This is a genomic window from Nocardia pseudovaccinii NBRC 100343 (assembly GCF_001613225.1).
GTDB lineage: Bacteria > Actinomycetota > Actinomycetes > Mycobacteriales > Mycobacteriaceae > Nocardia > Nocardia pseudovaccinii.
The window spans coordinates 36,278-45,859 of sequence record NZ_BDBY01000218.1 but is presented as its reverse complement, the minus strand read 5'-3'; the positions used below and the strand labels follow the sequence as shown (position 1 = coordinate 45,859).

Annotated in this window: 7 protein-coding genes; 6 read left to right on the top strand and 1 reads right to left on the bottom strand. The window is 63.5% G+C overall.

Annotated features, from left to right (window positions below; all coding sequences use genetic code 11):
- The 6 genes from NP3_RS49300 to NP3_RS27855 all read left to right on the top strand — a co-directional run.
- On the top strand, positions 1 to 189 hold a 189-nt coding region (locus NP3_RS49300), incomplete at its 5' end, for a hypothetical protein (RefSeq protein ID WP_169814587.1).
- A 617-nt stretch (positions 190 to 806) separates the two neighbouring features.
- Complete coding sequence (locus NP3_RS27875; protein WP_063044567.1) at positions 807 to 2,294, top strand: NAD(P)/FAD-dependent oxidoreductase; 1,488 nt, start codon at positions 807 to 809, stop codon at positions 2,292 to 2,294.
- Between the two features lie 40 nt (positions 2,295 to 2,334).
- Entirely contained in the window at positions 2,335 to 4,062 is a 1,728-nt protein-coding gene (locus NP3_RS27870; protein ID WP_063044566.1) for a 3-deoxy-7-phosphoheptulonate synthase, read from the top strand.
- Between the two features lie 35 nt (positions 4,063 to 4,097).
- Positions 4,098 to 5,330, top strand: a complete 1,233-nt coding sequence (locus NP3_RS27865; protein WP_157124580.1) for a cation:proton antiporter — start codon at positions 4,098 to 4,100, stop codon at positions 5,328 to 5,330.
- Between the two features lie 606 nt (positions 5,331 to 5,936).
- Positions 5,937 to 7,139, top strand: a complete 1,203-nt coding sequence (locus NP3_RS27860; RefSeq protein WP_245721137.1) for a cytochrome P450 family protein — start codon at positions 5,937 to 5,939, stop codon at positions 7,137 to 7,139.
- Positions 7,140 to 7,382: 243 nt separating this feature from the next.
- Complete coding sequence (locus NP3_RS27855) at positions 7,383 to 7,835, top strand: phenolic acid decarboxylase (protein ID WP_063044564.1); 453 nt, start codon at positions 7,383 to 7,385, stop codon at positions 7,833 to 7,835.
- 364 nt (positions 7,836 to 8,199) lie between these two features.
- Here NP3_RS27855 and NP3_RS27850 read toward each other — a convergent pair whose 3' ends face one another.
- Positions 8,200 to 9,474: a cytochrome P450 family protein gene (locus NP3_RS27850; protein ID WP_063044563.1), complete on the bottom strand. Its 1,275-nt coding sequence runs from the start codon at positions 9,472 to 9,474 to the stop codon at positions 8,200 to 8,202.
- Positions 9,475 to 9,582 lie beyond the last annotated feature (108 nt).

The following is a 9,582-nucleotide window of genomic DNA, read 5'->3' as shown; positions in this document are numbered from 1 at the left end:
GGTGTGGTTTCCACGGATTCCGTCGAGAACAGCAATCGAGCACGTGCGCTTTTCGAGGAGGCGCTGGGTCGCAATGCCTTCGGAGTCGCCACCGCGTGCGGACTCGGACGATGCACCCCCGACGTCGCCCGGCACGCCGCCGAAGCCACAGTCGCGGTGGCAAGGGCCGTCGAGCAGTCACCCGAATAGGCGTCGTGATCAGGTAACGCGGGTGCACTTGACAGTTCGCGCCCGCGTTGCTGGCCGCCTGGCCGGGCAAATCACTTCCGCCGCAGCGGAATCCGTGTGTTGACCGCTGCGCATCGGTCGCCAACCGCAGAAGTCAACTTTGCGAACGCCTCGCGCGGTCCTGGTTTGGGCTTTACTCTAAATTTGCCGGAAGAGCGGGGTGATGCCAAACGACACCGAACAGCCTCGCCTGTCACGCCCAGGCGATTCCCTCCGATCGCGGCGCACGATCTCCACGAAAAGTGCTGCTCCGAAATGCATCCGCGGACTCGCGGCGCCGCATCCGACACCTGCCCAGGCGTGCATCGTAAGGGCGGTTCGGCGCGTAGGTCCGACTCGACGGTATCGGCTACCCTTCAGACACTGGTTACCACTGATTGCCTGAGATCACCAAATCGACTCTGATGGTTGATGATTCGATAGTTGCCGTTACACTCTGACGAGGGGCGTCGCTATGGATGGCTAACTGATGGCGACGCTCGGTCCGGGTTGATCCACCACCGTGGGACCGGATTTGGTTCGGTTGCCGATGTGGGCGCACAGTCCGCGTCGGTGTCCGCTGTTCCAAGGAGTCTGCAATGGCGAACGATCCGCATGTCCTCGTTGTCGGTGGTGGCCCAGCGGGGTCGACAACCGCGGCTCTACTGGCTAGGTCAGGGATACGTGTGACGCTTCTGGAACGAGATACGTTCCCGCGGTATCACATCGGTGAATCAATGCTCGCATCGTGCCTGTCGACACTGCGTCTGTCCGGCGCGTTCGACAAGGTCGCGGCGCATGGCTTCCAGATCAAGCGGGGCGCATACTTCCAGTGGCAGAACGATAACTGGGTGCTGGACTGGTCCAAGCTCGTCGATGCCGAAGCCTGGTCCTACCAGGTCGAGCGAGACGCGTTCGACGACATTCTGCTGCGCAACGCGGCCGAACAAGGCGCGCAGGTGATCGAGAACGCCAATGTCGAGAACGTGATTTTCGATGGTGACCGCCCGGTAGCCGTCGAATGGACCGGCCCCGGCGACACCGGGACTCGGACCACCGAATTCGATTTCCTCGTCGACGCCACGGGACGATACGGCCTGCTGGCCAAGCGGCGCTTCAACATGCGCCAGCAGCACCCCGCGTTCCGCAACGTCGCGGTCTGGTCGTATTGGGAGGGTGCGCGCCTGCACCCGGACAGCCCGGAAGGCGCGATCAATGTCGTCTCCACCCCCGAGGGCGGCTGGTTCTGGCATATCCCCCTGTCCAACGGCCGATTCAGCGTCGGCTATGTGGTTTCCACACGCAAGGCGGGCGAGCGACTACGCCAGCAGGGTCGAGATGCTTACTACCTCAACACGATTCGCGACAGCAAGGCCATGAGCGCATTGCTCGAAGGCGCGGAGCAGGTCGCCGAGGTCAAGGCCGAGCAGGACTATTCCTATGTGTCGAATCGGTTCTGCGGGCCAGGTTATGCCCTCGTCGGTGACTCCGCGGCCTTCCTCGATCCGCTGCTGTCCTCGGGCGTGCATCTGGCGACCTACGGCGGGCTCGTGGCCGCGGCCGCGATCGCGACCACCCTGCGCGGCGAAATGAGCGAGACCGACGCAATGGCCTTCTACGAGCACACTGCCCGACGGGCTTACTCACGATTCCTCGTGTTGGTCTCGCGTATGTACGAACAGTACATCGGTTCCGACGAATACTTCTCGCACGCAGACAAACTCACCGAGGCGCACGAAGGCGACACCCCAGAGGTGTCGTTCACCCGGATCATGACCGGGCTCACCGATGTGGACGAATCCTCGGGAGAGCAAGAACTCACCCCGACCGACACCATCGCCTCCGAGCTCACCGAGACCGAAAAACTGCACGCGGAGTCGGCCAACCTCGAGTACATGGGTCATCTGGACATGTCGCTCGTCTGGGACCACTGGCGTGACCCGCTGGCGGACACGGTGCTGAACGATGTGCGAATCACCACCGAGCCGGTACTCGGCCTGACCACGCGGCCTCGTGACGCCACCGAGGTCGAGGCCATAGCACGGCCGGTGCTTCCCCCGAAGGCAGCCGACGTGCCCGCGCTCTAGTTCCGGCCTACGTGAAAACCACGGCGCGAAGCCGATCACTATGACGATCACGCGCTCCGACCCCGAACCACCGGGCGATTCCCCCGTCGGTGGTTCGGGCTCCCGGACAGCCACACAACAGATCGCGCGATTCGGCCATCCGATCACCCGGAGGCTGCTGGCCAGCGACGACTTCACCCAGCCGAGACTCGAGGCCATACTCGGCACGGATCTGCAGGTGCGGGTGCTGCGCCAGGACGAACTCACGGCCGAGCAGCTGCCCGCCACCGTCGCCGACGCTTTGCGGTTGGCCGGCCCCGACCGTGTCATCGTCCGGCGGTCATGTCTGATCAGTGCCGATATGGTGACCGCATCGGTGAACTATGTCGTCGCGGTGAGCGGGGCCGCGGCCGCGGCAGGCACCGACGATCTGCATGTGCCGATCGGACGCGGCTTGATTTCCCGGGGAGTATCCCAGCGGCGACATGTGTTGCGGGCGGGCGTCACGAGATGGCCCGATGGTCGCCTCTGCGCGGCAAAGGCGTACGTCATCATGCTCGGAGATCATCAGCCGCTGTGCTATATCCGCGAGATATTCAATCCCAGCGTTGTACCACCGGAGCATGCCCCCATCTCGGCTGATGATCTGAGTTGGGCCGACGAGCCGGATTACACCCGAGCACGACCGGCCCACCCCTCGACAACACCCCGGGGTGGCTGCGATACCGAGTCACCGCGCACCAGCGGACAGTGTTCGCGAGCGCTGCCCGCGCTGGTCCATCCACGCGAATGCGACTCGCTCACTATCGATTTGGCTGCCGCAGCGCGTGGGCGGGCATTCATAGTGCATCTCGGCGCCCGCACTTCCGCGGCCCTCGATGTCACGACACTGCCTGCCCACCGTGCGCTCGCGATCAGTGCCGCCGCAGTATTGAAACACGGACTGGACACGCCGATCGTGACCATCGGCCAAGTGCGTTACGACGACGAATTATGCAGTGCGCCAGCTGATTCCAGTACATTGCCTGGAGATCGGCTACCGGAGGGATACCGCCGGGCCGCGGCACTGCTCGAAAGTTGGCGCGTCTCGATTCCGCCCATCGCGCTCTGCATTAGCATGCTGCGCGGCGCCGCGGACCACTACCCGGCGTCGGTGGCACGGGATCTGCTGGTCGAGGTCGCCGCAATGCTCCCCATCGCGGCAAGCGCACCGGCCGCATCCCGCGAACTGTACAGTTCCATTGCCCGCCTGCATATCTCGCGCACGGCCCGATCCTGCGATTCGAATGCGACTCGACCTCGGCTGACGCGGCCGGAGTGGGACCGCTCGACCCAACTGCTCTGGATCGGCGACCGGAACCACGAATTCACTTCCCAGCACCTGTCTTTCGCCGCCCGCGTCCGCAACCCACTGGCGGTAACCCTCGGTCCCACCGCGACGCCGGACGATGTCGAGTTCCTGTGCCGATATCTGAATCCGGAGCGTCGGCCCGGTCGGCTCACGCTCGTCCCCACACTGTCGGGCACCCGTAGCGCCGACGCACTTCCCGCGTTGTTCGAGGCGGCCGCCCGGTGCGGCACCCCGGTGGGCTGGGTGTGTGATCCGATGCAGGCCGACGATCCCGCCACGGCGATTCACACCTTCGTCAGCGCTTGCCGGGCCACAGGGACCGTGCCTGCTGGCCTGCACCTGGACTGCGAACCCCGAAATCGCCTCGATACCAGACTGGATACCGGACGGGCATTGCGCTGTGTCGTCACCACGCTGAGCGCGATGTGGGCAAGCTGATCGGCGCACGCCGTCGAATCGCGAGGGAGAAGTGAGTGCAAAGTAGTCAAATCGTCGTGGTCCTAATGGATCTCGTCCTCATCATGGCAGCGGCTCGGATCTTGGGCCGACTGGCCGAACGCGTCGGCCAGCCCGCGGTGATCGGGGAGATCACCGCCGGAATACTCGCGGGCCCGACCGTGTTGGGGACGCATCTGTCGGAGATGCTGTTTCCGCACGAGATCCGCTCGTATCTGACCCTGCTCGCCAATGTGGGCGTCGCCGTGTTCATGTTCGTCGCCGGACTGGAACTCGACCGCAGCGTATTCGCGGGCAGCCGACGGTCGATCCCGGCGGTATCGGTCGCCGCGTATGCCGTGCCGTTCGTCCTGGGCTGTGGCATCGCCGCGACCGCGCTCGCCCGGCACCGGACCGGTGACCTACCGAGTTTCACGCTGTTCATCGGCTGTGCGCTGGCAGTGACCGCGTTTCCGGTGCTGGCCCGGATCCTGCATGATCGTGGACTGACACGCACCGGAGTCGGTCAGCTCAGCCTCGCCTGTGCGGCGCTGGTCGACATCTTCGCCTGGACGGCGCTGGCCGTCGTGCTGGCCGTCGCGCACCCCGGAACGGGCAGCCAATGGCGACTGGCGCTCCTGGTGCCTGTGGTAGCTGTGACGTGGTGGATCGTGCGTCCGGCATTGACGCGGATCGCCGCCGCGGGCACCGAGCAGACGATGATCGTGGTCGGTGTCGGCGGCGCGCTGCTGCTCGGCGCGATCACCGAATGGATCGGACTGCATTTGATCTTCGGTGCGTTCGCCTTCGGTGTGGTGTTCCCCCGCACGCGACGCGAGTCGGTCGAATCCGGCGCCCGGATCCTGAGCTTGGTGTTGCTGCCCGGATTCTTCGTCGTGGCGGGGCTCGCGGTCGATCTCGGGGCGATCGACCGGGCCGCGATCGGCGAGTTGGTGGTGATCATGGTGGTGGCCGTCGCGGGAAAGCTCGGAAGTGTCTACGTGGCTGGACGACTGACAGGTCTGCCGTCTCGATCGGCGGCCGCGTTGGCGGCCTTGCTGAACACCCGCGGATTGACCGAACTCGTCATACTCAACGTCGGTCTCAGCGCGGGACTTATTGGCCCACAACTATATTCGGTACTGGTAGTGATGGCTTTGGTGACAACGGCGATGACCGCACCGATGCTGAAGCTGATCGGTTTCTACGAGGCGCCACGGGCTGATCCGGCTACTCCGGCCAACCGCTTGAACCATCCGGTCGGCAACTAGGTTCCCCGAGCATCGCCGTCTGACCGTTGCTATGTTGCTAGAGGCGAGCGGCCAGGTTCCGGAAGGGTCCTCGTCCGTGTTTTGAAAGTGGTACGAGTTGAGGGCGGAAGGTGTTGGCCGCATTGGCGTGTCGGTGACGAGGCGAGCGGATCTGACTGACGCCCAGTGGGCGCGGCTACAACCGCTGCCGCCTCGCGGCAAGAGGGCGGACCGCCCGCCGAAATGGCCACCTGGGATTGCGAACCTCATCCCGGGGACTATAGTTCTGGACCGACCTGACGACGAGAGGGTGCGCATGAATCAGTATGTCGCTGAGGTGATTTCATCGACCAGACCCACTGTGATGGTCTGTGTCCACGGCGAAATGTGCGGATCAACGCTGTCTGTCGGCCTATCGACAAGTGCATGAACGCAGAAGAGGAAATCATCGCCGATACCGGGACCGAACAGGAGCCTGTTTCTTCCAACCGGCGCATGTAATTCGAAGCTGTATCCGTACTCGCGATCCGCGTCCTAATTCAATCCATTTGGAGCCACGTTTTGACCTCGCAGTCGTCCCCGGCCCATCCAACCGCCCACGTCCACCAACTGCCCCAACGGTTTCCGATGTACGACCCCAATTTCGCCGCCGACCCGCATGGCGCCTATGCTGCGATGCGGAGCCGTTACCCTGCGCTGGTCCCGGTCGAGCTGGCGCCGAATGTACCCGCCACGCTGGTGATAAGCCACGCAACTGCGGTGCGAATTCTCAACGATCCCGAACACTTTCCGTCTGACCCCCGAGAATGGCAAAGTGGCCCTGTTCCTCCGGATTCGCCCGTTCGGGCGATGATGGCGTGGTTCCCCGCTGCGCGGTACAACACTGGTCCCCTGCACCACCGCTATCGAGATGCTTCTGTCGTGAGCATCGACGGAGTCGACCTCAATAATGTGAACTTGCTGGTCGAGCGGATCGCTATCCCGCTGATCAACAAGTTCTGTGGCGAAGGTTCGGCCGATCTGATGGCCGACTACGCATTCGGACTGGTATTGGGGGTCCTCAACGAGATATGCGGTTGCCCGGAGGAGATCGGCACACAGGTCGCGAACGGCATGGCAGCGCGTTTCGATCAGCGCAGTACGCTCACAGCTCAGCAGGGCATGACGATGATCAAGGAAGCCCTGATGGAGCTGATCCAGCTCAAGCGCGCGGAGCCCGGCGACGACGCCACCTCGCGAATGGTGACCCACCCCGGCGCGCTCGACGATGTCGAGGTATTCGCCAACCTGATGTCGTTCTACGGTGCCGGGTTCGAACTCGAACGTAACCTGATCACCAACACGCTGGACCTGATGCTGCGCGAACCCCGGTACGGAGCGTTCGGCGGCGACTACGGCCGGAATCTGTCGACCCGGACCGCCCTCGACGAGGTCTTGTTCAACGACCCGCCGATGGCGAACTTCTGCTTCAGATACCCGAACCGGCCGGTCATGGTCGACGGAGTCCTTTTGGAGGCACATCAGCCGGTCGTTATCAGCCTCGCTGCTTGCAACAACGACCCGGCGATCCGCGTCGCCGCCAACCCCGGCGGCAGCCACATCAACAACCAGTCACATTTGGCGTTTGGCGGCGGACCACACGCCTGCCCAGCAAAACCCCTGGCATACGAGATCGCGCAGGATGGCATCGATCAACTATTCGCTGCGCTGCCCGACATCAGGCCAGCGAAGTCCGCGGAACAACTGAAATGGCGGCCGGGACCATTCCACCGGGCGCTGGTGGGACTTCCGGTCGTTTTTGACAAAGCACCGCCGATGGCTGTCAGGTAGTCACTCCTCAAAAAGCGCCGAGTCGACCCGCGGTCCGACTCCATGGCGGTGATCGCGCGTCGCGACCACCGCCACTTTGACGTGGAATTCGTTGTGCCACAAGGAAAAACGAAACCGAGAGGTCGCTCGATGGGCGACCAAGACCTCCGGCCTTATGTCATGATGATCATCGAATATCGTTCGCAGGAACTCGCGTGAAAGGGGGCACGGGATCGGCTTCACGGTCGATTCCCGGACTGCCGAATGTTGAACTCCATCGTCGGAAAAACGTTACGCCTGCACTTGCCCAACGGCTGGGTATTCCAACCCTGGTTCACCGGCCCCGACTTTATCGAATACACGCTGATTGAGGGTCCCCATGCGGGACGCCACGCCATCCAGAGAGAACTTACGTACTACAAACCGGCACCCCGCGTGGAGGAACTCAGGTGGTACGAGGAAACCGGAACCACCGTGAACCTCGCCTTTGACCTCGACGGTCTGACAGTGGTCCGGTGGGCATCGGTGCCTCGATGGCTGGCCGATACCGACATGGCTGTAAGTGCAGGTGACAACCAAGACCCCGAGTTCCTCGAGAAGATACGGCAGCTCGCCGCGGATGGACCAGATTGGCCGCGGCACATCTACAAAGACCGCGGCTACTTCGAGGTCATCGATGTAAAAATACCGCACGAGACGGTGCGGCTGCCGCAGTAGCCCACCACAGATGCCGACCACCATGATGTCGGCGATGCGACCCCATCCCCGTGGTCGTGGAATCGACGGTGCCACCGGGTCACCTTCCCGGTGGCATCGTCACCTCGAACGAAGAACCGAATGGCTTGCCAGGCAGTTCGGTTCGTCTGTAGCCTTGCGGGTTTCGTGATCAGCAGTGGCCCGTTGCTGACCCCGCGATCTCGCAGCCGTCAGACGTCAGCGCCCTTTCCCACTCTGTCTTGTCGTCGTCGCCCGCGCACCGCGAAGTCGGGGCGGCCGATCCTGCCCATTGTACGAACAGACGCGCGGATGGCCGAGATCGTCGGTGATACGGCGATCACGGCCTTCGACTCAGCAGCGATTCTTAAGGAGGCGGAAACTCCGGGAACGGAGCGGACTTCGGGAAGACGACCGGCAGCGCGGTCAACGCGCGGTGGAACGGCCCGGTGCGCCAACCGAGTTCGGCAGCCGGACCGGCCAACTCGATCTCCGGCAGCGCATCGAGCAGTTGGTCGATCGCGTCCTGGGCGATCAGGTAGGCGGCGTCCTGTGCCGGGCACATGTGTGGTCCGGCGCTGAAGGCCAGGTGTGAACGATTGCCATCGCGCTCGACGCCGTCGACGGCATTGACGGTGGGATCGCTGTTGCACGCCGCCATGCTGATGACGACCGGCTGGTGGGCGGGCAACCACACGCTGTTGAGCAGAATCGGTTGCCGGGGATAGGAAATGCAGTAGTTCGCCAACGGCGGGTCGGTGAACAGCACTTCGTCCAGCGCATCCCGGGTCGACAGACTGCCGCTCTGCATGCCCGCGGCGAATCGATCGTCGGTGAGCATCAGCCGCAACGCGTTGCCGATGAGGTGGACCAGCGGCTCGACCCCGATCGCGTAATGCGTCACCAATTGCTGGATCACCTCCTCATCGGTCAGACCGCTCGGGTGACGCAGCAATCGAGTCGTGATGTCGTCACCGGGCTCCTCCCGCTTGCGTTCGGTGTGCAGCCGCAGCGCCTCGTGCAGCATGCGGTCGCCCGCACCGACCTCGGCCCCGGCATCGAACATGGCGTCCAACGCCGCAGCGACCCGCGCACCGATATCGGAGTCGACTCCCAGCATGGTGTTCACCGCGGTGAACACCAGCGGAAAAACGTAGCGTTGCAACACATCAGCGTGTCCATCGGCACAAAACGTATTGATCAGCGGGATCGCGATCTGCTCGATTACCGCGTGCATGCCGAGCAGATCGACGTCATTGATCGCCGCGCTGGTGGACTCGCGATAGCGCTTATGTTCCTGCCCGTCGGTGCGCAGGGCATTCTCCCGCCGCTTCATCATGCCGAGTACCGGGCACTCGGCCGGGATGTTTCGCTCCCACGTCCGGGGATCCGCCGGGAAGTGGTCCGGATCGGTCAGAATGCGGACCGCGGTGTAGTAGCCGATCACCAAAGTGGCCGGTACGCCGGGGGCGAGATCCACCGGCACCAGCGAACCGAACTTCTTGCGCATCTGCCCGTAGGCCCGGTGCGGGTCGGCGGCGAATTCCGGGGTGTACATCACGATGCGCGGCCCGGCCCCGAAGCCCGGTGAGCCGCCGACCGAGGACCGTGATTCCGGTGGGTGATGCGTATGCGTTGCCACAGATGAACTCCGAACTTTTGAAAACTAAAGAACCTTGACAATCGAGCGGACCCAGCACTGACCTCAGTTACGTCATAGCGGCGAGCTTCGGCAGGTTGATGACAACGG

Bases quoted from the DNA above. Each gene is read 5' to 3' on its own strand.
- NP3_RS27855 (WP_063044564.1), top strand. From the start codon at position 7,383: ATGTTGAACTCCATCGTCGGAAAAACGTTACGCCTGCACTTGCCCAAC.
- NP3_RS27860 (WP_245721137.1), top strand. From the start codon at position 5,937: ATGTACGACCCCAATTTCGCCGCCGACCCGCATGGCGCCTATGCTGCG.
- NP3_RS27875 (WP_063044567.1), top strand. From the start codon at position 807: ATGGCGAACGATCCGCATGTCCTCGTTGTCGGTGGTGGCCCAGCGGGG.
- NP3_RS27870 (WP_063044566.1), top strand. From the start codon at position 2,335: ATGACGATCACGCGCTCCGACCCCGAACCACCGGGCGATTCCCCCGTC.